The sequence below is a fragment of the Candidatus Methanoperedens sp. BLZ2 genome (assembly GCF_002487355.1).
GTDB lineage: Archaea > Halobacteriota > Methanosarcinia > Methanosarcinales > Methanoperedenaceae > Methanoperedens.
Genome location: NZ_NTMG01000035.1, coordinates 17080 through 38508, shown reverse-complemented (window position 1 = coordinate 38508; position 21429 = coordinate 17080). Strand labels below are relative to the sequence as shown.

General features: G+C 39.7%; 25 protein-coding genes. 10 read left to right on the top strand and 15 right to left on the bottom strand.

Going from position 1 to position 21429, the window contains the following annotated elements:
• Positions 1-16: 16 nt before the first annotated feature.
• The 3 genes from CL181_RS05930 to CL181_RS05920 all read left to right on the top strand — a co-directional run bounded on the left by CL181_RS05930 (position 17) and on the right by CL181_RS05920 (position 2592).
• A complete protein-coding gene (locus tag CL181_RS05930) occupies positions 17-1162 on the top strand; it encodes an RNA-guided endonuclease TnpB family protein (RefSeq protein ID WP_097298383.1) in 1146 nt (381 codons plus the stop codon).
• A 241-nt stretch (positions 1163-1403) separates the two neighbouring features.
• Positions 1404-1574: a hypothetical protein gene (locus CL181_RS20180; RefSeq protein WP_176505088.1), complete on the top strand. Its 171-nt coding sequence runs from the start codon at positions 1404-1406 to the stop codon at positions 1572-1574.
• 4 nt (positions 1575-1578) lie between these two features.
• Entirely contained in the window at positions 1579-2592 is a 1014-nt protein-coding gene (locus tag CL181_RS05920) for a hypothetical protein (RefSeq protein WP_097298379.1), read from the top strand.
• Between the two features lie 67 nt (positions 2593-2659).
• Here the strand turns inward: CL181_RS05920 and CL181_RS05915 are convergent, their stop codons facing one another.
• The 4 genes from CL181_RS05915 to CL181_RS05900 all read right to left on the bottom strand — a co-directional run bounded on the left by CL181_RS05915 (position 2660) and on the right by CL181_RS05900 (position 5251).
• Positions 2660-3706: a hypothetical protein gene (locus CL181_RS05915; RefSeq protein ID WP_097298377.1), complete on the bottom strand. Its 1047-nt coding sequence runs from the start codon at positions 3704-3706 to the stop codon at positions 2660-2662.
• A gap of 181 nt (positions 3707-3887) precedes the next feature.
• The gene (locus tag CL181_RS05910; protein WP_097298375.1) at positions 3888-4556 is read right to left on the bottom strand and encodes a diphthine--ammonia ligase; all 669 of its coding nucleotides are present in this window, start codon (positions 4554-4556) and stop codon (positions 3888-3890) included.
• Positions 4557-4561: 5 nt separating this feature from the next.
• Positions 4562-4948: a DUF555 domain-containing protein gene (locus CL181_RS05905; protein WP_097298374.1), complete on the bottom strand. Its 387-nt coding sequence runs from the start codon at positions 4946-4948 to the stop codon at positions 4562-4564.
• Between the two features lie 15 nt (positions 4949-4963).
• Positions 4964-5251 carry a DUF357 domain-containing protein gene (locus CL181_RS05900; RefSeq protein WP_097298372.1) on the bottom strand — a complete coding sequence of 96 codons (288 nt, stop codon included), beginning with the start codon at positions 5249-5251 and terminating at the stop codon, positions 4964-4966.
• Positions 5252-5531: 280 nt separating this feature from the next.
• On the opposite strand from CL181_RS05900, the gene CL181_RS05895 reads away from it, so the two are divergent.
• The 3 genes from CL181_RS05895 to CL181_RS05885 are packed head-to-tail and all read left to right on the top strand — an operon-like array spanning position 5532 to position 7338.
• Entirely contained in the window at positions 5532-6488 is a 957-nt protein-coding gene (locus CL181_RS05895; RefSeq protein ID WP_097298370.1) for an ABC transporter substrate-binding protein, read from the top strand.
• Between the two features lie 13 nt (positions 6489-6501).
• On the top strand, positions 6502-6786 hold the full coding sequence (locus CL181_RS05890) for a hypothetical protein (protein ID WP_217993100.1): 285 nt from the start codon (positions 6502-6504) through the stop codon (positions 6784-6786).
• Positions 6787-6789: 3 nt separating this feature from the next.
• The gene (locus tag CL181_RS05885; RefSeq protein WP_097298367.1) at positions 6790-7338 is read left to right on the top strand and encodes a hypothetical protein; all 549 of its coding nucleotides are present in this window, start codon (positions 6790-6792) and stop codon (positions 7336-7338) included.
• 163 nt (positions 7339-7501) lie between these two features.
• On the opposite strand, the gene moaA is transcribed toward CL181_RS05885, so the two are convergent.
• The 7 genes from moaA to CL181_RS05855 form a co-directional block, all read right to left on the bottom strand.
• Positions 7502-8401, bottom strand: a complete 900-nt coding sequence (gene moaA, locus CL181_RS05880) for a GTP 3',8-cyclase MoaA (RefSeq protein ID WP_255251443.1) — start codon at positions 8399-8401, stop codon at positions 7502-7504.
• A gap of 102 nt (positions 8402-8503) precedes the next feature.
• A complete protein-coding gene (locus tag CL181_RS05875) occupies positions 8504-8710 on the bottom strand; it encodes a MoaD/ThiS family protein (RefSeq protein ID WP_097298365.1) in 207 nt (68 codons plus the stop codon).
• Position 8711: 1 nt separating this feature from the next.
• On the bottom strand, positions 8712-8849 hold the full coding sequence (locus CL181_RS20175) for a hypothetical protein (RefSeq protein ID WP_176505087.1): 138 nt from the start codon (positions 8847-8849) through the stop codon (positions 8712-8714).
• A 131-nt stretch (positions 8850-8980) separates the two neighbouring features.
• Positions 8981-10642 carry a preprotein translocase subunit SecD gene (locus tag CL181_RS05870; protein WP_097298364.1) on the bottom strand — a complete coding sequence of 554 codons (1662 nt, stop codon included), beginning with the start codon at positions 10640-10642 and terminating at the stop codon, positions 8981-8983.
• Positions 10639-11595, bottom strand: coding sequence for a protein translocase subunit SecF (locus CL181_RS05865; RefSeq protein WP_097298363.1), 957 nt, complete (start codon positions 11593-11595; stop codon positions 10639-10641). Before CL181_RS05865 ends, CL181_RS05870 begins: the two co-directional genes overlap by 4 nt.
• 143 nt (positions 11596-11738) lie before the next feature.
• The gene (gene fae, locus CL181_RS05860) at positions 11739-12239 is read right to left on the bottom strand and encodes a formaldehyde-activating enzyme (protein WP_255251442.1); all 501 of its coding nucleotides are present in this window, start codon (positions 12237-12239) and stop codon (positions 11739-11741) included.
• A 600-nt stretch (positions 12240-12839) separates the two neighbouring features.
• Positions 12840-13106: an AbrB/MazE/SpoVT family DNA-binding domain-containing protein gene (locus CL181_RS05855; RefSeq protein WP_097298359.1), complete on the bottom strand. Its 267-nt coding sequence runs from the start codon at positions 13104-13106 to the stop codon at positions 12840-12842.
• A 343-nt stretch (positions 13107-13449) separates the two neighbouring features.
• Here CL181_RS05855 and CL181_RS05850 point away from each other — a divergent pair, with 343 nt between their 5' ends.
• Positions 13450-14460 (top strand): tetratricopeptide repeat protein, encoded by a 1011-nt coding sequence (locus CL181_RS05850; RefSeq protein WP_097298357.1) that lies wholly within the window; start codon positions 13450-13452, stop codon positions 14458-14460.
• Here CL181_RS05850 and hisS read toward each other — a convergent pair.
• Positions 14457-15689, bottom strand: a complete 1233-nt coding sequence (gene hisS, locus CL181_RS05845) for a histidine--tRNA ligase (protein WP_097298355.1) — start codon at positions 15687-15689, stop codon at positions 14457-14459. The genes CL181_RS05850 and hisS overlap by 4 nt on opposite strands.
• Before the next feature lie 141 nt (positions 15690-15830).
• Between hisS and CL181_RS05840 the strand changes: the two genes are divergently transcribed.
• Together CL181_RS05840 and CL181_RS05835 are read left to right on the top strand one after the other, a co-directional pair.
• On the top strand, positions 15831-16415 hold the full coding sequence (locus CL181_RS05840; protein WP_097298354.1) for a S26 family signal peptidase: 585 nt from the start codon (positions 15831-15833) through the stop codon (positions 16413-16415).
• 72 nt (positions 16416-16487) lie between these two features.
• A complete protein-coding gene (locus CL181_RS05835) occupies positions 16488-17069 on the top strand; it encodes a signal peptidase I (protein ID WP_097298352.1) in 582 nt (193 codons plus the stop codon).
• Between the two features lie 23 nt (positions 17070-17092).
• Here CL181_RS05835 and CL181_RS05830 read toward each other — a convergent pair whose 3' ends face one another.
• The gene (locus CL181_RS05830) at positions 17093-18334 is read right to left on the bottom strand and encodes an ORC1-type DNA replication protein (protein WP_097298351.1); all 1242 of its coding nucleotides are present in this window, start codon (positions 18332-18334) and stop codon (positions 17093-17095) included.
• A gap of 614 nt (positions 18335-18948) precedes the next feature.
• Positions 18949-19218 (bottom strand): UPF0147 family protein, encoded by a 270-nt coding sequence (locus CL181_RS05825; RefSeq protein ID WP_394336511.1) that lies wholly within the window; start codon positions 19216-19218, stop codon positions 18949-18951.
• Between the two features lie 77 nt (positions 19219-19295).
• Here CL181_RS05825 and CL181_RS05820 point away from each other — a divergent pair, with 77 nt between their 5' ends.
• Positions 19296-19736 (top strand): Sjogren's syndrome/scleroderma autoantigen 1 family protein, encoded by a 441-nt coding sequence (locus tag CL181_RS05820; RefSeq protein WP_097298398.1) that lies wholly within the window; start codon positions 19296-19298, stop codon positions 19734-19736.
• Between the two features lie 8 nt (positions 19737-19744).
• On the opposite strand, the gene CL181_RS05815 is transcribed toward CL181_RS05820, so the two are convergent.
• Entirely contained in the window at positions 19745-21268 is a 1524-nt protein-coding gene (locus tag CL181_RS05815; protein ID WP_097298349.1) for a small ribosomal subunit Rsm22 family protein, read from the bottom strand.
• Positions 21269-21429 lie beyond the last annotated feature (161 nt).

Below are 21429 nucleotides of genomic sequence, written 5' to 3'. Positions count from 1 at the left end.
CGATATATTCAATACTATGTTACAAACGCTTATGATAAAACTTGATACATCCAAAGAACAGCATGCATCTCTTCTTGAAACAATGCATCAGTTTAACGAAGCTTGTAACTACATCGCTAATATTGCTTTTGAGAGAAAGACGGCTAATAAAATGGAGCTTCAGAAAATTATATATTATGAAGTTCGAGATAAGTTCAAACTCTCCGCACAATTGACCATTAGAGCGATTGCTAAAGTATCTGAAGCATATAAACGAAATAAAACCATTAAGCCGGAATTTAAACCAATTGGTGCTATTGTCTATGACCAGAGGATACTTTCTTGGCGTAAACTCGAAGCTGTCTCTATCCTGACGATAAGCGGAAGGCAGACAATTCCTATTCGCATCGGTGAGTATCAACGAGTTAGACTGGATAGGATCAGAGGACAGGCTGACCTAATCCTCCGTAATGATATATTCTATCTCGCAGTTGTTGTTGAAGTTCCTGAAGCTTCTAAATTCGATGCAGTTGGTACTCTCGGTATTGATTTGGGTATAGTTAATCTTGCCACTGATAATGACGGTGAATCTTTCAGTGGAAAGCAGATTGATACTGTCAGGGAAAAGAACGCTGTACTCAAGGCTAACCTTCAAAAAACAGGAACGAAATCATCTAAGAGGCATCTTAAGAAGCTCTCCGGCAGGGAAAGTAGATTTCATCGTGACGTTAATCATGTAATTTCCAGGAAGATTGTGGCTAAAGCCAAAGACACAAAACAAGCGATAGCTCTTGAAGACCTCAAGGGGATTCGTAAGTCTGTAACGGTAAGAAGGACACAGAGAAGCCGCATTCATTCCTGGGCATTCTTTCAGTTGAGAAGTTTCATTGAATACAAGGCTATCCTTGTGGGTGTGCCTGTTGTACTCGTTAATCCGAGGGGAACATCTCATATCTGTCCTGTATGTAATCATAACGAAAGAGGAAACAGACCGAATAGGGATAATTTCAAATGTGTTCAGTGTGGCTTCTCTGGCAATGCTGACCACATAGCAGCCATCAATATCGCTGCAAGGGCCGTTGAAGTCAATCAGCGGATAGTAGCATATAATGAAGTCAAAGCCAATACTGGAATTGAGACTGAACATAGTTACAAGCCCCCGATTTCAATCGTGGGTAATTGACCGAAATGTTTATCACATTTAATATTTATCCTAGGAAGTTAAATGTATGAATGATTTTACTTTATATAAATATGTGGAATTTCTTATGTTTTCTTCATATTTAATTTTTATTTTCTTATTAGCTCAAATATGGTTTTTGTGGAAAGATGTGGAAAAAAATGAGTTCGTCCTGAAATCACTGGTAAAAGAATCTTTTTTTAAAAAAAATTGCATATATATATTCTTATTCAGTACGTTTTTCATGGCGCATGAATTTTTTGAAGGATTGAATATACCTGGCACAATGGTATTTTTTGAATTACTTGATACGATTGCGATGATGACCCTTGTATTATTTGCTTATACCTGGTATATAGCCTTAAAGTCATGCGTCCCAAAGAAATCAATCACGAAAGAATTTGTGTCCGAATGATTCTATGAAATGCCCGACATGCAATGGGGATTGCATTCTTCCTGCCCGGAAAGTGCTGGAGGATATATTGGGGATGTATATGGCATGCGGCTTGTGTCCTCCCGACCCTATGCTGGTTAAAAATGCCCCGATATCAGGAAAAATCGATAAAAATTTCGGCCAGTGTACTAATTGCAAAAAGAGGCATCTGGACATTGTCATCTGGAATGTTCTTTCGATATTGAAGGAAAAAGGATTATTCCCCCGGGATGCAGCCCTTCGTGAAGTTGGAACCCCGCTCATCTCTTTTGGCTATCAGATACCATATCCGCCAAGGCTCAATAAAAAAAACCTTGTTCTTATTATGGATTCTGTGACAGAAGACATTGCCAGAGAAATAGTCGAAAAAGTACCGGAAGTTAAAGGAATTATAAAAAGAAAGGGTCTGCAATCACAAAGCATCGGTATCCTTGATACCAACAGCTCCCCGCATATATATGAACTGCTTTTTGGATGTGACATGCGATGTGATATTGTCTCATCACTGTTCGGGGAATTGTGTATTTATAAGAACCAGTCATTGATCCACATAGAGTTCAATAACACAAAAATAACAAAAATGGAGGAACTTTACCTTAAAGGGGAATTGGAAAATGCCGTAGTGGTTGATGGTTTTTGCGGACCTGGTACACTTGGGCTTTTATGCGTTCTTGCAGGTGCTAAGAAGGTAATCCTCAACGATGCCTGGCTTCCTGCACTCAAGAACACCATTCTGAATATCAAAGTGAACTCAAGTATTCTGGGGCTTAAAATTAATTTTGAGAACACAGATTATGATAAACTGATCGCAGATGAGCCGGTGCTGCTAGCAAGAGCACAAGGGAAATCAGAAGTTCTGGTTTATCATGGGGATATACGCAAACTTGATATGGTAGTTAAGGGATCGGATATTTGTTTGATAGATACATTCCCTTCAGTAAATCCTGCCCGGTTCATGGCCACATGCAGGGATATTGCGAGAAAGACAATAATAATATAATTTAATAAAGAAAGACAATAATAATATAGATCAACAATTCAATAAAATAATTAAATAATTCAATGATCTAACTCTTACAGCAGACATGATTTAGCACTATAAGGCTCGTGGAATATTTCGCTTCATATTCATGCCCGTTTGCTTTTAGAAGTGATACATAATAATCCTGGATGTTCTTGATCGCTTTTTCGTTCTTGTAACTGTGATAAATATTTATGCTGTTCTCCAGTATCTCGATCTTGTCCACTATCAGCATGGATTCTTCAGTTTTTTTTAATAGTTTCAAAAAATCCTGGTGAGGGATATTGGCAATATGTTTTTTCGATATTGATTCAAATATGCCTGCATCCGTGAGTGGATCGCAGGCAAGCAGTTCTTCATAATTCCCCTTATAAAGCGAGACCATATTATAATTCACAGAACTATATATTCCCATTAGATTTTTCCAGAATTCTTCTCTGGATTTGAATTCCTTCACTGCATCTTTCAAATACCCGAAGTACTTCATTGCTGCAACAGGTTGAGTTCCTTTTTCACGGTACTTCAGGTCAACCCTGATAGTCGTCGCTCGTTTGTGAACAACATCAATGTCCAGGGATTTGTTATTAACAAGGAACATTACCACAATGTGGGCTACAAAATCACGATAAAATTCATTATCACCTGTTATGGTAACAGTTGCAGTAGTCGGATTAATATAATCCATACAAAAGATGGATATCCGGCTATTCCAACCGGACTCGGAGCTTATTTCATTTATCCTCTTATCCAGGTCTGATATCGTGATGATTTTCAGGGGGTCAAGCACCTCTTCAAATATTTCTTTTTCAAGTGGAATACCTTTTGTGGATTTAAGCATCCAGAGAAAAATAGGTCTTCCGAGAAGAACGTTCTTTCCTGATTCTATTGATTCTCCCCTTTCTGTTAATTCTTTTTTATCAGAGGCAATTTTTGATATTGCCTCCTCGACAGAACCATAGCGCCGAAGCGAAATCTCAGTAATATCAATGGCATCCCTTATAGCTGCACTCAGATTTCCATTGTGTTTGGTGATCAACGAATCAAGTTTCTTAAGATGAATTGTTTCCAGTGAAATATTTTTTCTAACAACCATTGTACCACCAGATTATCACTAAGTTAATCTATTATAAACCTTTTCACATTAGTGTTCAGTAAGTAATACTTCAGTAGTACAATTGTAGTAATCTACTATTTATTAGTGATACTATATCAATTATATTGCATGATAATGCACTGTTAGTGCGGAATGCATAAGGCGGGTTGGGGGAGTGGGGTTACTTTTCCCCAAGATCTGCTGCTATCACTTTCATGATCCCGTGATCTTTCATCCAGATATTTCGGGTCGCAAGAAGATTAATTTTTTTTTTGTAAAAAGGCGCATCAAGAACAAGCGATTCATATTCGCCACCTTCACCTGCGATATGAACCCTGTATTTCCTGTTAAGTGCTTTGAGGTCTTCTATCAACTTCTCATCAAAGCGCCTGCCAAGCCACGCTTCATCCATCCCTGCTGCTGCTACTTTTATCATCCTGATATCCATTAAGGTGATCATTTCCCGAAGAAGCTTCTCAGGATCCATATGCCACAACGGTGCATACATTTTTATTCCAAGTTCAACACAGATCCGCCTCACGCGGGAAGCCTGGTATTCAGATTCGATAGCCCCCACAGCAACACCATCAACATTCACACACTTCAGGGCTTTTATGAGGTCTTCGAGTTCTTTTTCCTTCTCTCCTGTCGATATCCTGGAAGTGAGGGGAATTCCGCAGGCTTCTGAGATGAGCTCGGTGAGGTGGATATTTGCAGAATGAAACATGTACGAATCTTCATTTGCGGGTATTATCGTTACAAGATCTGTGACTTCATGACCTTCCTGCAATGCTTTATAAATTGCAAATGACGAATCCTTGCCCCCGGAAATAAGAGCTGCAAGTTTCATCCTGGTTAATGTTTCCCTGAGGATTTTTTCTTTTCCTTACTATCTTTTCCACCTTCGAACTCATCGACATCAACAACATCCAGAGGCGTGCTTATCAACGCCTTGCCTATTGTTGATTTTGCGATCCTTGCCGCATGCTCCTCATTTTCTGCGTCATACACTTTCATTTCAAGCAGAATTCCCACAAGAGCGGTACCTGCTGCCATAAATACGCTGTCGAAAGCTTCGCCGCACGCCGGACAGCTGGTTGTCCCCACTTCTATTTCCACGAAGTTCAAATCAGGATTGAGCATTTTTCCAACTTCAGATATAGCAATATTCATTGCATCTTCAACACTTTCTACACTTTTCACAAGCCATGCAGCTTCAAGTGTAACTATATAATTTGACATTTTATTATTCCTCTATTAAATTGTAAACAGGTTTTCGTCACTTACTTTAAAGACACCGAGTTTTACACCAGCATCCAGCCACGCGTGTCCATAACTGAAACAGACAAGTGCATTCACCATATCCTCATCTTTGATAAAGTGCATTCCATCATCGTAATAGGAACTGGCCATATTTGAATAATCCAGGGCAACTTTACTCAAATGGGAATTTTCCTGCACCGCTATCTCAAAAGCTTTCAACGCTTTACGTAAGAGTTCTTCGTATCTTTTGACTTTTTCCGGCAGGACAGCGTGTTGTTTCACTTTTCTGTATATACAGGCAATGATATGTAAAGGTTATTGTAATTTGTTAAATACACAAGTAATCTTGCAAGCAATGAGAAAAAAGGTAGAGGATTTCAAGAATTCTTGGATAGATTGTGGATAGGATAGGATGTGAATCTTGATGATTTGTATTTATCCTCTACGTGGTTGATAATTGGTTTATCCTTTAATAGTATTTTTCCAATATTATACCCAAATTACATCCAAATCCTCGAATGATAGAAAAGTTTTAATTGCAGTTTCCCATTAAAAACACATCATGTTTGAAGAAAAAGAAATTATTATCGGGCATCTTTCTACCTTATACCACACCTCCTTTATTCTCATGGGTACTGGCTGGTTGGAGAAGTCCGGGATACATGCGACCTGGAAACTTTTTGCTTCGGGACCTGATATTGTTAAAGCTTTTGAAAATAAAGAAATTGATATCGGGTACATTGGTCTTCCTCCTGCTATCATTGGTATGGATCGCGGTATTCCAATCGTCTGTGTTGCAGGGGGACATGTCGAAGGAACGGTATTGATCGCCGGAAAAAATTATAGGACTTATACTGAATATGATGATATCAACACTGTCATGAGACAATTTGAGGGAAAAGTAATAGGTTCTCCCCCAAAAGGGTCTATTCATGATGTCATTATAAATAATATCATAAATGCAAATGACTTGAGCATCAGGGTAGAGAACTTCCCATGGACCGACTTTGTTCTTGAGGCGCTGGTAGATGGAAAGATCGATGCTGCGATCGGGACTCCATCACTCGCTATTGCAGCAGCACGTGCTTGTAATGCAAAATTAATTATTCCACCGCACTTGCTCTGGCCTGATAATCCGAGTTACGGTATCGTTATCCGGAAAGAATTAATACAGTATCCTGATGTTATCCTGAGGTTCCTTGAACAGCATGAAAAAGCAAGTAATTTCATCAGGATACACCCGGCAGAAGCTGCAAGGCTTGTATCAAGACTGACAGGAATAGTTGATGAGAAGTTTGTTCTGGATGCTTACAGGATCTCTCCAAAATATTGCGCCGCCCTTTCAAGAGAATTTGTTAAATCGACAATGGCTTTTGTACCTGTGCTCCACAGGCTAAAATATATCTCAAATATCATATCAGGAAAAGAAATATTCGAGTATTTTTTTATTCAAAAAATCCATACAGAACAACCTCATTACAATCTTCCCCCCTCTGAGACTTTCGGAGGAAATGATTGAATGACTCCCCTTATTGAGCTTATTGTATCATTATACTGAAGCCTGTGTTATAGTAAAAGGTGAGATTGCTAAATCATCGCTTGGAAGTGCTTTTGTTTTGATAGATGAAAAGACTGCAAAAACGATTGCCAAGAAGAAAGGATTAAGGACTATGACGCACGTTAATATAATTGAAGAATGTGTTAATGAAGGAATGTTACCCAGCATAAAAGGACTTGAAATATTAGAAAAATTGATTTCGGAAGGCGTAAAATATAGGTCAGGGATGTTAGAACATTATAGAATAGTGTGGTCGTGAATTATGTCATCTGATTGGGATGAGATTGATTGGGAAGATCAAAGTGGTTTGATTGCCTTTAGGGAATGGAAAAAAAGAAGCAAAATTAGAATAAAGACAGAAAGTGATTTAAAGAAAGTATTAGATTTCACCCCAGAAGATTGGATTTTAGTATTATTACATTTAAACGGTAATTCATTAAATAAAATACCATTATTCAAAGGATTGCATATTTTTGGTGAACGTACAGGTCTTAATGATTCTGGTATCTTTTCGTGGTATCCCAGTGATTTCGGAGCTTACTCGGATGTTGTTGAAGCTTCGTTAAAAGATTTGGTGCCTGATAAATTAGAGCATATAATAGGAGAAAGTAAAGAGGGGCATGTATTCAAAAAATACATAATTAGAGATAATGAGCAGGCAGAGAAATTGTGTAGTTTGTTGCCAGATTCAATTAAAAATGTTTTAATTGAAATGAGAGAAGAATTTAAAGAAAAAAGAGCATCTGAAATTGTCAATTATGCCCATGATGCATATCCGGAATATGCAACTAAATGTAAGGTTTCTGTCTAATCTTTTCTTAAATACAAATTGTAAAGGTTACATTTCCTGCGATTTCTGCATTTATCACACGTTGATTTACAGATGAAGAAACTTATGATAGAGTCTAAAAATTAGCAAACTATCTTGAGATGAAAGATAGAAATCCAAAAAAATATAAGAAGTTCACAAATTATTAACCTTCTTTATAGAAGGGTTCTCTTTTTTCCATTGCGAATTCCATTAATTCTGCGATTTTCTCCGGTTCTTTGTTATTGACATCCACAAGATTATCATTTCTTAGAAGACAGGGCTTCAGCTTTCCATCAGAAGTCACCCTGAGCCTGTTACAATTTGCACAGAAATGAGAATTGTCTATGGGGCGGACAAGCTCGACTTCAATACCATCTATATGGTATTTCCTTCTCCTGTGCATTGATCGCTCTTCTATATCCGTTGCCCTTTTTTCAAGGAATTTTTCTACTTCATTGATATTTACCTGATACTGCGCCGTCTTCTGGAAATTCATCAATTCAATTAGCTGCAGGATTACCTTTCCATCATACTTTTGAATAAAATCCATCATTTCCGGAATTCCAGTATCATTTAATCCTTTCATCAGTACCATATTTAATTTGACAGGTACCAGGCCGGAGTCTACTGCAGCATCTATTCCTTTAAGTACGATTCTCACGTCGCCACCCGTTATTTTCCTGTATTTTTCAGCTTGCAGGGATGGGAGACTTATGTTTATCCTGTTAAGTCCGCTCCCGGCAAGGTCATTTGCTCTTTGCGCAAGAAATGTACCATTGGTTGTAGCTGAAATATCCTTCAATTCCGGAAGAGCTCTGAGGATATTTTCAAAATCATTCCGCATTAAAGGTTCACCCCCTGAGAACTTCACTTTATTAACCCCGAATCTCTTTGAAGCCTTCACAATATTAGCTATGGTTTCAACACTCATTTCATTATTGGTATAACGCGTTTCACCTTCACGATGGCAATAAATGCACTTAAGATTGCAGCGGTTTGTGATGGAAATTCGCAGGCTCTTTATTGTTCGTCCATAAGAGTCTGTTAATTGCATAGCTGCCATGATAAAGATTTACATATTTCCCTACTCGCTCCAAGAATAAATATTGTGTGAAAATGAGTTCTTTCAGACTTACCAGGATAAAATAATATATAACCAACGTAATTATCCGCCCGTCACTACTCTTAATATTTCGACATTATCGGGTGTAACTTTTTCATCAAGTGGCACAGGATTGCCTCCTCTGAACACGAGAACGATTTCCGGATTAATATGAAGAGATTCAAGAACCTCTTCATACGTTGATTCTGATGTGACGTCCAGGTTTTGTTCTTTAACACCTCCGGACAGGATTTTTACTTTTATCTTCAATTTATTCCTCAGGGAGTTCCGCTACTTCTACTTCTTTCTTAGTTAAATCCCCAAGATGCTCACCCATCAATTTAGTATCCAATATTTTCTGTTTCTTTTGGCCTTTTCGTTCCAATTCTCTCTTTTTAAGTTTTGACATATTCTTACCTCGCATCTTTTCGATTTTAGAAATAATGTTTGACCATTGGAAAATTGCATGAAAACATAATGAATGGTTCTAAATAATTGCTATATCTAATACATGGATTCATTCATTTATTAAGTTATTGTTTACTCATCCACGAACTTCTTGCCAGTATCTTCAACAAGCATGCCCTGGATTACTTCGGCATACGCTGGTCTTGCAATGAATACCCCGATTAGTACTCCGACTATGGTAATTACAGCAAAGCCCCTCAGAGCGCCAAATCCCATGATCAGGAGAGGAGACATCGCCACAAGTACTGTTGCAGCTGCTGAGAATATTATGGCAAATGCTTTAGTAAGACGCGATCTATAAACCTTATCTGGCGGCATTGCACCGCCTGCAAGAACCTCATCAGTAATAATTATAAGGTGGTCAATACCTGTACCGATGACCGCAATTATACCCGCGATTGTGGGAAGGTCAAGCTGGAATCCAACAAGGACAGTAAAACCCAATATGATTATCACTTCACTGAAAGATGTCGAAAGCATCGGGATAACGATGTTTGGCTGCTTGTATCTTAATGAAACAACTATAGCGACTAATATAAGTGCTATTAATCCTGCAATCAAAACCTGGGATTTGAACCTGGAGCCAAGTTCTGCTGAAACCTCTCCAGCGCCTATCACATCTACCTCCACAGGCAGGGCGCCGGCTCTTAAATGGATCTGGAGCTCATTGGCTCTTCTCTGTCCCTCGTCTCCTACGCCTGTTGTTGCTGAAAGGCTTTTCACAGGTACGCTCTGGATGTTCCTGGCCAGCTCGGGTGACAGCGGAGCACTATATACCTCTTTTTCATCAAGTAACATTATCAGCTCATGTGCTTCAGGATTTGTGACAGCCCCATACTGTATTGCAGCATCACGGAGTACAGCTGCACCAGCATCACTCAGGGTAAAAGTCACAGCCCATTGATCGCCGGTCTGTTTTTCAGGTAGCCCGGGTGTTATTTCCGTGCCATACAGCACATGTTCAGTTACATTGCCATTCACCTGTATCCGAATTTCAAATTTTCCGGGTTTGGCAGCAATATCCTTTGCTGTGGTTATATCCACGCCTGCAAGGTCGATAAGGATATAATCATCTCCAACTGTCCTTATCGGGATCTCTTTCATCCCCAGGTTGTTGAGCTTGGATTCAAGAATCTTTTTTGTTTCTTCTCTTGTATCCGATGATACACCGGCCTTGAAGGAATTGACTTTTCCGTCAACTGGTTTAAGCAGAGCATTCAATTCATCTTCGGTAACCGCTTTTCGTATTTCAAAGGTGAGAATATTCCCAGGGATCATTCTTATTTCTGCATCGAGGTTATTCTCAAGATATTTCTGGATGGAATATTCCCTGCTTATTTGCAGGGAGACCCTTGTGCCGCCGTCTGGAGCCTGGGTTATCGTGGATTTGCCAAATCCGAAGCTATCTATTATTTTCTGGGTGGTCTGTTTTGTTGTTGTAAAGGTGACTGAATTTAAAGTGGTCTCTTCGACCTTGATGGAAGGGTCATTTAACAGTCTCTGGAATTCCGATTGTATTATTTTGCTCTCATCAGCGCTTACCTGGACAATTGCTCCCTGGAGCTGCAATTGCAGCCATGAGCCGCCCTGCAGGTCAAGTCCGTAGTTCAGATTACTGCCGACTTTTACTTCCCCGTTCTCATAAGAAACAGTCATTGCCGCAATTGAAGCAAGGATCACGATCAATAATAAGAGGACCCGTGGCTTTTTGTAAAATGGTTCTTCACCGTTCATGCTGCCTGCCTCCTCTTCTTAGGTTTTTCGACCCGGGTTTCCGTTTTTCCGGTTTTTTCCATATACCATTTCAGGATTCCCACGTTTGTCATCCAGGTGTTTACCATGTCCGCTATCAAACCGAAAATAAGGACAACGGAAATGTCTCTTATTATATCAATACGCGTAAACGATGATACAAGATAAGAACCCGATGAGACCACGAATAATGCAATAAGAGCTGCAAGGGTCGTTAATGTCATTGTCATGCCGGTTTTCATGGCGTCTTTGATCTTATCACTCAATTCGCCTTTTCGCTTGAGAAGACGCGTGGTCAAAAGGATATCCGTATCTACGGAATAACCTATTAACATCAGAAGGGCCGCAACTGTTCCAAGAGATAGTACTATACCGAAAACATTCATCATTGCCGCAGCAAAGGCAATATCTGCAAAAGCCGAAATTACCACTGCTATGGATGGTACAAAAACCCGAAATACTATGAATACAACAATAGCCATTCCAATGAACGAGAATAATATAGCGTTAAGCGTCTGCCTCTGTAAAGATTTACTGACTACTTCTCCCATTTGTGTTATTTGACCCGGATTGGAGTATTCGGAATTTATCTTGTTTATAACATCGGAGAGTTGGGATTCCGTCATGGGGCCGAATTGTAATAATTTTTGGTCGCCACCGCCATATTCCCTTGCCTGCACAACAGGATATGCTGAAAATTCTTCTTTTAATTGTTCAGGAGTCTTTGAGCTGTCAAAAGTTATGGCCGTTCCCCCCTGGAATTCCATGCCGAGTTTCACAGGCGCACCAAGCCCCTCGGGCGTCCTGGTCGTGTAGGATGTATAAGCTAAAATCAACAACGATACTATAAGAAGTATTACAGGAAGAATTAGCATTTGTTTGAAATTGAACTTCTTGACATATTCGTCAATCATTTTTTCATTAATTAGATTCATTGGGATCTCCTTTCGACATCTTAAGACTGGCTTACATTATAACACAACATATTTACCTTTTGCTGTTTGAGATTTTTTTGGTTTTTAGTCCAGAAGAGACATTTAAAAAATGAGTGGCAATGACCTTTGCCACAAAAGCTTATTCATGCAAATGGATGCTTTGCCTTATCCTTTCGCGCCAGAGCTTCTCCCACAGAAGGTTCGCTTGCTATTGCCCGTTTTATTGCCAGCTTTGTAGCTTCGTAATTGTAATCATATATTTTTTGCTTATCTTTGGCTTCCCAGTGGATGAATACTGAAACTATTATCAAGAGATCTTCAGCATCACTCTTTGCAATTACTCCTTCCTCAACACTGTCAATTACCGCTTTTGCCACAGCCGCCTGTCCGGCCCCGAACATCAATACGGCCTGGTCCGCATTCTTGATGGTAACTTTGTTTACCATCAATGTGCATGGTTTTGGCTGGAGGTTCGGTTCAAGCACCGCAAGAAGCGGCGTATGTCCTTCCCTTGGCATTGCAAGTGAATTCATAAACGCTGTCTCAACAGGACCTCCTCTTGGCCCTATTACAAGGTCGATATGTGCAATTTCATTACCATCGCCTGCAAGTGCTTCTCCTATCATACTTCTTATGTATACCATTAAATCACCCGCCTCTCCTGAACGTTAATGATATTTAGAGATTTCTAATTTTTCTAATAAAAAGGAGACGCCGTTGTGAACGGCGTGGCGATGCATGTCGCGAATAAATAGCTCAAGAGAATTAAGATAAATTTGCTATTTGTTTATCTTGATAATTGCAGGATACTCCGAATTCACATGCGCGGAGCTCTTCACATTCTTTGTTAATAATTCGCGTTACGCAATTTATTTCCAGGTGTTTACATTTCATATTTTTCCATCCGTTAGACCCTTCATTCTAACAACTATCATAAAAACTCACACTTTGATTAATGTGGGTGTGAAAAATATGTGGATTTTCATTGTAAGTGTGAAAACCAGTGAGAGTATTCAATAGTTGGAACTCAAATCAAATTGATTAAAATCCTCCCTGAGGCTCCTGTTTTTTCGCTCGATCATTATCCTTGAGGTTACTGCTCTTCTTTTGAATTTTCTTGGTAAAACCATAATCGATCCCGATACCGGGTAATCTTTTCACATTTTAATTAAGCTTGGTGTGAAGAAGGTGTGAAACATATGTGAGCCTGGATTTGTTTATTCATTCTCCCCGCCACTTTTTCTTTAAATCCGGGTGTTATCAAAATCCACGTATCCTCTCTTCCCCAGTTCCTCTTCATACGCTTCATGCGGGTGAATTTTGAGTTTACCCATGCCTTTTGCACTTTCCCTGAAAATGGCAACTGCATCCTGTGGAGGTTTTTCTATCTCTAATTTATTACCAACTAACCTGAACAGCACCTTTGATCCCGGATAAATGTTCAGAGCGTGCCTGATTTCCTGGGGAATCACTACCTGCCCTTTAGGTCCGACTTTCATTATGGCTTCCATTTTGATTAGCTCCAATGTTTATTTCTGGTATAACTTAAATTTATACTTAATCAGAGGGGGGTATATTGGTGATTACCAAGAACCGCTCAAAACCATTGGTAACTTTTTCAGTACTATTGTAACAGTTACAATAGTAATAAAATTTTCCAACCCAATCTTACCATATGTATTGTAACTATTACAATAGTTCTACTGCGCGCGTAAAAAACAGTTAAGTTTAAGTGGTGAACTCATGAATTGGTAACCACCATATTGTGGGGCAAGTGGATTGAAAATGCTGATTTGTGTTCACTTATAATTATTCAGGATAGTTTTATTATCCTTTGAATTATGTTTTGTTCAGATGGTAGATATTCAGTTGTTCGGGATGGTCATAGATTCTACAGTGCTTGCCCTGATAGTACCAGCCTTAGGGGTGATTATCGCTTACCTGAATTATCGCAAGAAACCTGCTGCCCATCCCCCCGTTGTCTCCCAATCTGCCAACAACTCTTCAGGTTTAATTCAGCAGAACGCTAATAATATGAGTATCGAAAAGCAGACTATAAAAATTAATTCACCTGAGATAAAAAATGCGTCTGCTCCCATCGTTAATCTTATTAATTGCACAATAAATATCCAAAATCTGAGTCCTCTTGATCTTGATAAAGAAACCGTTTTGAAAAATATCAGCGATTGTTTTATCCGGAATTTACCTGAAATGACAGGAGCCGTTATTAAGGATGCTTCATTTGAACTCAGCAATGATAAGCTCAAACTCTTGAATGTAACGCGCGAGAAAGTTGACCAATATTCAAAAGTAAAAGGAAAGCCTGTTAAAGATGCCAATATTCTTCGTACTCTGGGTAATGAGGCATATTATCTCGGCAAACCTGAAGATGCTTTCAACTATTTCAACGAAGCACTCAAAATTGATGAGGAGCTTAAGGATATAAGGAAAAAAGCAACAGAACTCAACAACATCGCAAGTGTGTACCAGGACTGGGGAAAGCCGGAGAAAGCGCTGGAATTTTATGAGCAGGCGCTCAAAATAGATGAAGAGCTTAAGGATATAAGGGGAAAAGCAAGACGCCTCAACAATATCGCGAGCGTATACCAGGACTGGGGGAAGCCAGAGAAAGCGCTGGAATATTTCGAGCAGGCGCTCAAAATAGCTGAGGAACTTAAGGATATAAGGGGAAAAGCAACACACCTCAACAATATTGGACTTTTGTACAAGCAATGGGGAAAGCCAGAGAAAGCGCTGGAATATTATACTAAATCATTAATAATATTCAATGAATTGAAAGATGTCAGAAGTGCGGACATTGTAAAGGGAAATATCGAATTGTTAAGAGAAAATCTGAAAAATTAGCTCTTCACTCTTTCAACCGCTTCTTCCACCGTCACAAGCACCTGCTCCCCGGTCTTCATATCCTTGAGCGCCACCTTCCCTGCATCAAGCTCGTTTTTCCCCACGATAACCACATGACTTGCGCCAATCGTATTGGCATAGGAAATCTGGTCTTTGAACTTGCGCCCCATCACGTCGATGTACGTTGAAACGTGCTCTCTTAGCTTATTTGCTATAATTATCGCTTCTTTGCGCGTGTCCTCAAACGAGACTACCACAATGCGTTTGGGTTGTTGGGGATTTACTTCACAAATCTCCATTATCCTGTCAAACCCGATGCCGTATCCGGTTGATGGCGTATCCTCGCCCCCAAAAAGCGCCGCAAGGCGGTAAGAACCGCCGCCACATACCTGGTTCTGTGCGCCAAGTCCTTCACAATAAATCTCAAACACCATACCTGTATAATAATCAAGACCTCTTGCGATCCCAAGATCAACCTGGTATTCAAGGCCATACACATCCAGAAGATCAAGAAGCGCTTTGAATTGCGATATCGCATCAATGTCTCCCACAAGCTCCCGCGCCTCATGCACTGCATTCTCACCATGTAATCCGATCAACCGGAACAATTTGCCCCTCATATCATCAGGTGCATTGATCTCATCGAGAAATTTCTCAAGCCCTAAATCATCTTTCTTATCCACAAGCCGCATGATCTTGCCCTGGTGTTCAGGCCCGATATCTTTTAAAAGAGCCCGCACTATTCCCAGGTTTCCCACATGCAGATCTCCGCTGACACCTGCACTTTTTAGCATTTCAACTGCAAGCGCTATTACTTCTGCATCAGACTCAGGTCTTGCGCTTCCGATTATCTCAACCCCGAACTGGAAAAACTCACGGAAACGTCCTTTCTGGGGGCGCTCATACCTGAAGCAGTTATCAAAATAAAAGAATTTCAGGGGCTTTGGCGACCTCTGGAGCTCCTCCACATACATCCTGACCACAGGGGCTGTCAGTTCAGGACGAAGCGCTATCTCACGGTCGCCCTTATCCTTGAAATTATATATTTCACCAAGTATCCCTTCACCGGATTTTAGCGTAAAAAGCTCTATATGCTCAAATGTCGGTGTTTTTATTTCCCCGTATCCCCAGTGTGTAGCAACCTTGCGCAACTTATTTTCAATATATCTGCGCTTAATCATTTCTTCTGGCAGGAAATCACGCGTGCCTCTGGGTTTCTGGAGCTCCATTAATATTCTTCCTTTTGCCTCGAATACAGCTTTGATATTAATAAATCTGTATGTTTTCCACCTTTCAACTTCCCAACAAGGATACCTGAAAATTTAAGAAATAGCAACAATTAATACTTCTTACTGTATTACAGATAAGTCATGGGGATAAAAGAAACGATAAAAAAAATAAAGGAAAGCGATAATTTCTGGATCGGGCTTTTTAGGGATTTTTTATTTGTGCTTATAGTGGTTGCGATTTTTTCCTCGATCTCTTACATTGCGCTTGGCCGCTTTTCCCCTATGGTAGCAGTGGAAAGTAAAAGTATGGTCCCGAATTTAAATATAGGGGATATAATCTTTATTGAAAGCTCGGACCGCTCGAAAATTATAACATATGAAGAAGGTAAAAAAACCGGGTATTTATCTTTTGGTTATTACGGTGATGTGATTTTATACATGCGTTCCGGAAATGAGAAAAGAACCCCTATTATTCATCGAGCCATGTATTATGTCAATAAAGACGAACCTATGTGGCCGGGCGGGCCTTCTGCTCCCTATGCGGGATATATTACAAAAGGGGATAATGACAATACAAATGCAGTATACGACCAGCAGGGGAGCATAAGTTATTTGCAGCCTGTCAAGAAGGAATGGATAATTGGTGTCGCCCGTTTTAGACCAATACCTTTGATCGGGTGTGTTCCACTCACCATGAGAGGAAATCCGGCGTGTTTTAACCAGTAGTTGTGTCTGGCTCGGATTAAGATTAATAAGGACAAGTCTTAATATGATAACCGATATTATCTCAAGCTGTTTATGGATTTAAAAAACATAATAAAATATTTTAAAGAAAGTGATAGTTTCTGGGCTGGACTTTTGCGTGATTTGGTTTTTGTTATCACAGTTGTAGTTATTTTTGCCTCGGTTTCAAAGATCGCATTGGGACTATATACACCAATGGTAGCAGTAGAAAGCGGGAGCATGATCCCCCACATCCAGATCGGTGATATCATATTTGTCGAAAGTATCGACCGCACGGAAATAATCACAAATGAAGCAGGAAAAAAATTGAATTATTTGTCTTTTGACGAATATGGCGATGTCATCTTATACAAACCACGTGGAATGGAAGGGACAACCCCAATAATCCATCGCGCCATGTATTATATCAACGAAAGCGAACCTATGTGGCCGGGAGGACCTCTTGCCCCACATGCAGGCTACATTACAAAAGGTGATAACAGCAGAACCAATGCTGCATATGACCAGCAAGGCAGCATAAGCCACCTGCAGCCTATTAAGAAAGAATGGGTGATCGGAAAAGCAAGATTTGGCAGGGTACCATTGCTCGGGTGTATTTCGCTTATTCCCAGAGGGAATTTTGCATGTTTTAAGTGAAAGCAATAAAAAATGAGACGATTTCAGGCATACAATTTTGTCTGGTTGGGCGGCTTGAAATCTTCCAGCGGTTTTAACCTGTAATCTTCAAATAAAACCCGTTTAGTGCTTTCGGAAGGGACGCTCAAAGAGATTTCTTTGGTCCTTCCGTACCTTCCTTTACTTACAACAGTTGCATTCAGAATACCCATCATATCAAGTTCGGATATCAGATCCGTAACCCTTCGCTGGGTCAGGATTTCTATTCCTATCAATCTGCACATCTGCTTGTAAATATTATACGCTTCGCCCGTTGTGAGGTTACTGTCGCCATTGTATCCGAGGAGGACCACACTTAATAGAACAAGTTTAGACTGGCTTGGCAGGGTCCTTACTACCTCCACTATCCTGTCTATTTCTATTTTCTCCTGTGCCTGTTTGACATGCGCTTCAAGTACCTTACTCGACTTTATTCGTTCTGCGATCTCTCCTGATACCCGCAAAAGGTCCAGTGCACGTCTTGCATCTCCATGCTCCTGAGCTGCGTAAGCAGCACAAAGAGGGATAACAGTCTCTTCCAGTACCTGGGGTTTAAATGCCATCTGCGCTCTCTGGTTAAGGATATCCCTTATCTGGTTTGCATCATAAGGAGGGAAAATAATCTCTTCTTCGCCCAGTGAACTTTTAACCCTTGGATCGAGGAATTCCGTGAATTTAAGATCGTTCGTGATACCGATAAGACTGACTTTTGATTTTTTCAAGTCCGAATTTATCCTGGTAAGATTGTAAAGAACATCGTCTCCTTTGCACACAAGCTTATCAACCTCATCAAGTATTATTATAGCTATGCGTTTATCAACATCAAGAGCGCTTTTTAGTTCAGAATATACCTGGTCAGTCGGCCATCCTGTCATAGGAATGTCCTTCTCGAAATGCCGTGCAATGGATGCCAGCAAACGATATTGCGTGTCCACAACTTCACAGTTAATATATACAACAACGCATGGAATGTCATGCGTTTCACTTGTTCTCACAAGTTCATTGCCTACGTGTTTTGCTACAGCGGTTTTACCTGTCCCGGTCTTTCCGTATATCAGGATATTAGAAGGGGTTTCGCCCCTTAAGGCTGAAACTAATATGGTAGCCAATCCTTTTACCTGATCGTTCCTGTGCGGAAGATAATCCGGAGTATATGTAGATCTCAGTACCTCTCTATTCTCAAAGATCGTTGCACGCATCAACATATCTTCGAAAATGCCATTTATTGATGTTTTTTTTGTCTCCATCCTTCAACCTCGTAGATTACTCCAATGGAAGGATAGGTATTAAGAGTAATGGTAACGACCCCTTTATTTCAATTGGAAATGCTGATGTCCGGAAGATGCCCGTATACATAAAAGATGCCATAATATATCGTTTTATTAATGATATATATCATAATGTATGTGATGTAAGTAAAATTTTATCCTTCAGACCCCATTGTTTCCACTGGAAAGCGTGTAAACCCACCCCATTATTTCGTGTGGAGATTTTAAAAAAACGATTATGATTATTTTTTTTTAAAATTTTAAAAAACCGATGTGACCCAGTTATGATCTAACTATATATAAAGATTTCTATCATTGCAAAAGTTATTTCTATTTGTTACAAAAATAATTGTACTGTTATAAAGAATACTATAAGCTAAACAATCAAAACACAAAAATGATCAATTAAAGAAAACTAATCAATTAAAGTTAATTCTAATCTGCAAATCTCCAGTAGAAACAATAGGGTAGGTAGAAATCATAACTGTAAAATAAGTTAAAATAAGATAAGTTAAGCGTTGAGATGGAACACCCAACTGCACTAGATTAGAGCTGTAAAGCATATACGATAAAGATCAAAAGAATAAATAGACTCACCGGTCAACAGGAATTGACTCCAGCTTACTTGATAATCCCCATATTAATGTTCTTGTATGTATTGGAATATTCGGATCATTCCCTATATCATCAAGATTTGATATCACAATTGCTGCCCTTTTTGATATTGGTTGTTTTTCATTAGAGAGAACGTTTTTTATATTATCTGCCGAGCGTCTGATGTTTCTTGGGACAGAATCATCACTGATAATCCTGTCAAGCACTTCAGTACATTGTTTTATAATTTCGCTAAGATTTTCCGACACAGTTATCACCACGTGGTATAAATATGAAACAAAAACTGTAATTAAAATTATTGCTTGAAAAGACTTTCGGTGATATTATGGTTGGCAAAGACTCAGATGATAATATCCAAAAAATAACAAAACTCCTTGAAAAAGGAGGGACAATGCTGGCAACACATCATGAGTGTGGAGCCCCGATGTTTCGGTATCAGGGAAAGATTATATGTCCGGTATGTGATTCCCAGGAAAAAAAGCAAATTGTTGAGCCGCAGGAAACAGGAAAAACTGAAACTGAAAAACAGCAGATAGATCGGATAAAGCAAGGTCAGCAAAAGAAGAATCTGGCTGTCCAGGTCCAGATAGCCCCACAATCAGCCGATATATCGCAGATTAGCGAGATCAACGATATAATCATAAATAAAGTTCGTGAGCTGGCAGCAAGTCTTGAAAACGAGGCAGAAATCGCAAGGATAAAGGATAAAATGGAATGCATCGAACAGGGTTTAAAGATATTAAAATTGCTGCGGGAACAGGAATAAGAACAGGACTAACCCACAATATTAACGATTGTATTTCGGGTGATAAAAAGATTAAAAGATGATTGTTCCACGTTCTCGCGTACGAGAGTGCCGGATATCTCGATTATATCCCCATAACCCGCATCAATAAGCGCCCTGTTATTTTCACTCATATGATATACAGGCATTACAGCATAGCATGGGAATGAAGCTGTGCCGTCGCATATCTTGGACACAAAAGTCTTCTCATCACCGAGATTTCCGGACATAACCGATACTGCAACATTTATGTGTTTCTTGATATGTTTTTTGAGATTTGATAGAGCCATGATCTTTCCCTTTGCTCGATAAGCATGTTTAGTAAGTCTGTCTTTCCTTAATATGACAGATGAAAATTTCATATCTGTGTTCAAATACCTGTAAGAATCCTCTGTATCTGCGATCTTTTCCATGAAGCCTGGCACCTTAATGTTCCCGGGCTCCTGGAAACTCCAGCAGTTAATGCCGCTGCATAATCTTCCCCATATAAAAGAGCAGGGACTATAGACATTAAATCCTTTTTTGATCAAAGCATGCTGGCTAACGCGCAGAGCCTTTGAATTATCAAGGTCAGCAGGCTCAATAATTATTAGTGTGGGATTTTTGCTCACTGAAGCGATCCTTTCCACAACATCAGCACGTTCATGAGGAAGCGATCTTAACTCAGCCAGGACATTTGAGAATATCATAAGGTCGACATCCCCGGGAACAGGCGCGGTTTCAACAGGTGAATGCACAGACTCATCAATTGTTATATTTGAATTCAATATATTCGCATTACCGCTTAAGAGAAAGCCGGATGTGAGTTCCCTGTAACACCTGATATTTTCCAGCTCATGCTCTATCGAACCTATCCTGATATTGAGTTTAACATCCATTTTATTCCTGGAATAAATATCCTGGAGTTTCCTTAAGAAATCAAGTGTGCTGAGTGTAATTGTTCCGGGACCTGAACCAACGTCAACAATGCTCATTTTGTTCATAAGTACTCCACCCTTGAATAATTCAAGTAACAGGTACTGATACTGGCAGAAATATACAGGAAAATGATAGAGAAGATAGGATATGACCCTTATCATGGGGTACCGGGATTCTCCTTTCACTTTCACTTTTTCTTTTCCTTTCCCTTCCCCTTTCCAGTATTCCTCTTTCTGCTTCACAATATTCTCGCGGATCTGCGTCGCAGTTTCTCCTTTGTGCCAGTTCTTTCCACAGGATCTTTCTATATAAGCTTCAATCAATTTTTCCATGGAAAGAGGCAATTCCGGATTCTTAAAAAACTCCTCAAGTTCACTGATGATCCCTTCGTCAGAAGGCAGCGGGCCCTTTACCAGTTTTGTACATTTATAGTCGGCGCTGCAAAAAAGATCAAGGTCATAAAAATGCGGTTTTAGAACTGCATGCAGATCTTTTTCTTCGTATTTCCTGCTAAGGTACTGGTTCATCTCCAGAAGTGTAAACTCAGAGCGGGAGGAGGCAAGATATTTTGCGAGGGAGAGAATTTCGGTGGTCATGGGTCAACTCAACTGAAAAATCAATTGAAGACTCAATTGAAAACTCAACTGAGCAATCAAAATTAAAGAAATCATACGACAATGTATGTGGCAGATACATATAATTCTTATTCACATCGTTGGGGTGCAGGGGTAGAGGAAGCCCCTGATTTATAATCAGG

What these genes read in the sequence shown, in the direction of transcription:
- CL181_RS05930 (WP_097298383.1), top strand. Translation starts at nt 17, where the DNA reads ATGTTACAAACGCTTATGATAAAACTTGATACATCCAAAGAACAGCAT.
- CL181_RS20180 (WP_176505088.1), top strand. Translation starts at nt 1,404, where the DNA reads ATGGCGCATGAATTTTTTGAAGGATTGAATATACCTGGCACAATGGTA.
- CL181_RS05920 (WP_097298379.1), top strand. Translation starts at nt 1,579, where the DNA reads ATGAAATGCCCGACATGCAATGGGGATTGCATTCTTCCTGCCCGGAAA.
- CL181_RS05915 (WP_097298377.1), bottom strand. Translation starts at nt 3,706, where the DNA reads ATGGTTGTTAGAAAAAATATTTCACTGGAAACAATTCATCTTAAGAAA.
- CL181_RS05910 (WP_097298375.1), bottom strand. Translation starts at nt 4,556, where the DNA reads ATGAAACTTGCAGCTCTTATTTCCGGGGGCAAGGATTCGTCATTTGCA.
- CL181_RS05905 (WP_097298374.1), bottom strand. Translation starts at nt 4,948, where the DNA reads ATGTCAAATTATATAGTTACACTTGAAGCTGCATGGCTTGTGAAAAGT.
- CL181_RS05895 (WP_097298370.1), top strand. Translation starts at nt 5,532, where the DNA reads ATGTTTGAAGAAAAAGAAATTATTATCGGGCATCTTTCTACCTTATAC.
- CL181_RS05885 (WP_097298367.1), top strand. Translation starts at nt 6,790, where the DNA reads ATGTCATCTGATTGGGATGAGATTGATTGGGAAGATCAAAGTGGTTTG.
- moaA (WP_255251443.1), bottom strand. Translation starts at nt 8,401, where the DNA reads ATGGCAGCTATGCAATTAACAGACTCTTATGGACGAACAATAAAGAGC.
- CL181_RS20175 (WP_176505087.1), bottom strand. Translation starts at nt 8,849, where the DNA reads ATGTCAAAACTTAAAAAGAGAGAATTGGAACGAAAAGGCCAAAAGAAA.
- CL181_RS05870 (WP_097298364.1), bottom strand. Translation starts at nt 10,642, where the DNA reads ATGAACGGTGAAGAACCATTTTACAAAAAGCCACGGGTCCTCTTATTA.
- CL181_RS05865 (WP_097298363.1), bottom strand. Translation starts at nt 11,595, where the DNA reads ATGAATCTAATTAATGAAAAAATGATTGACGAATATGTCAAGAAGTTC.
- fae (WP_255251442.1), bottom strand. Translation starts at nt 12,239, where the DNA reads ATGGTATACATAAGAAGTATGATAGGAGAAGCACTTGCAGGCGATGGT.
- CL181_RS05855 (WP_097298359.1), bottom strand. Translation starts at nt 13,106, where the DNA reads ATGGAAGCCATAATGAAAGTCGGACCTAAAGGGCAGGTAGTGATTCCC.
- CL181_RS05850 (WP_097298357.1), top strand. Translation starts at nt 13,450, where the DNA reads ATGGTAGATATTCAGTTGTTCGGGATGGTCATAGATTCTACAGTGCTT.
- hisS (WP_097298355.1), bottom strand. Translation starts at nt 15,689, where the DNA reads ATGGAGCTCCAGAAACCCAGAGGCACGCGTGATTTCCTGCCAGAAGAA.
- CL181_RS05840 (WP_097298354.1), top strand. Translation starts at nt 15,831, where the DNA reads ATGGGGATAAAAGAAACGATAAAAAAAATAAAGGAAAGCGATAATTTC.
- CL181_RS05835 (WP_097298352.1), top strand. Translation starts at nt 16,488, where the DNA reads ATGGATTTAAAAAACATAATAAAATATTTTAAAGAAAGTGATAGTTTC.
- CL181_RS05830 (WP_097298351.1), bottom strand. Translation starts at nt 18,334, where the DNA reads ATGGAGACAAAAAAAACATCAATAAATGGCATTTTCGAAGATATGTTG.
- CL181_RS05820 (WP_097298398.1), top strand. Translation starts at nt 19,296, where the DNA reads ATGGTTGGCAAAGACTCAGATGATAATATCCAAAAAATAACAAAACTC.
- CL181_RS05815 (WP_097298349.1), bottom strand. Translation starts at nt 21,268, where the DNA reads ATGACCACCGAAATTCTCTCCCTCGCAAAATATCTTGCCTCCTCCCGC.